At 68.5% G+C, this 712-nt stretch carries 1 protein-coding gene and 1 pseudogene; both read right to left on the bottom strand.

The genetic code is table 11. The features are described 5' to 3' along the window. Positions 1-6: 6 nt before the first annotated feature. Complete coding sequence (locus OCGS_RS12710) at positions 7-273, bottom strand: hypothetical protein (protein ID WP_007427657.1); 267 nt, start codon at positions 271-273, stop codon at positions 7-9. After that, positions 270-712, bottom strand: a pseudogene (locus OCGS_RS12705) (hypothetical protein); the annotation flags it as partial. The pseudogene OCGS_RS12705 and the gene OCGS_RS12710, both read right to left, overlap by 4 nt.

Raw genomic sequence — 712 nt, 5'->3', positions numbered from 1 at the left:
ATGCCGTCACGGGCGCTGCCTCGCGTACACGATCTGGCTGCGGATCTGTGGTCCACGGTCGCGCAACTCGAATATCGTGTCGGGGTGCGGAAGGCGCTGCGGTCCTGCCGCCAGGCGACGTGCCAGCGCATCGACCTCGTCGGAGTCGAACCTCTCCTGATCGGCGAAGCGCCAGACAGGCGCAAACTCGAACCCGTCGAGCAGATCGGGCATCCAGAAACGCTCGCGATGGGCGCGCACGATCCGCTTGAGCTCATAGGCGTCAGGGATCATCGCCGCTTACCCCAGCACCGTTTCGCCCACGCACAGGGGGCGTGCCATTTGCCCGCCGCCATGCCGCCGCGGCAGAGGACCGCCGTGGGCTCAGCCGCGGCGCGCGGCAGCCATTCCCCGGCCTCGGAGGCCCGCACCACGGCGACGGCGCGATCCGACATTTCCTGCGCGAGATGCGCGTCGAACGGCACGAGTTCGGCGTACAGCTCCATCGTGTCGCGGTTCAATGCGGTGAAGAGCGCCGGGGCCGGCAGCTCCATGTAGGCCTGATAGAGCGCGATCTGGGCGGCGTATACGGGGCGCGCGAGGCTGACGCCGCGCTTGACCACGTCCTTCCAGCTGGCCGCCCCGAGCGCCTTGTTCTCCCAGAGCGCGGGATAGTCCATTGCGACCGGGCCCGAGACGAAGCAGCCATCGATATGGCCCTTGAAGCGCCCGC

The organism is Oceaniovalibus guishaninsula JLT2003 (genome assembly GCF_000299575.1).
Lineage (GTDB): Bacteria > Pseudomonadota > Alphaproteobacteria > Rhodobacterales > Rhodobacteraceae > Palleronia > Palleronia guishaninsula.
Note: the sequence above shows the minus strand (reverse complement) of the source record. Positions and strands in the feature narration are given on the sequence as shown.

What these genes read in the sequence shown, in the direction of transcription:
- OCGS_RS12710 (WP_007427657.1), bottom strand. Translation starts at nt 273, where the DNA reads ATGATCCCTGACGCCTATGAGCTCAAGCGGATCGTGCGCGCCCATCGC.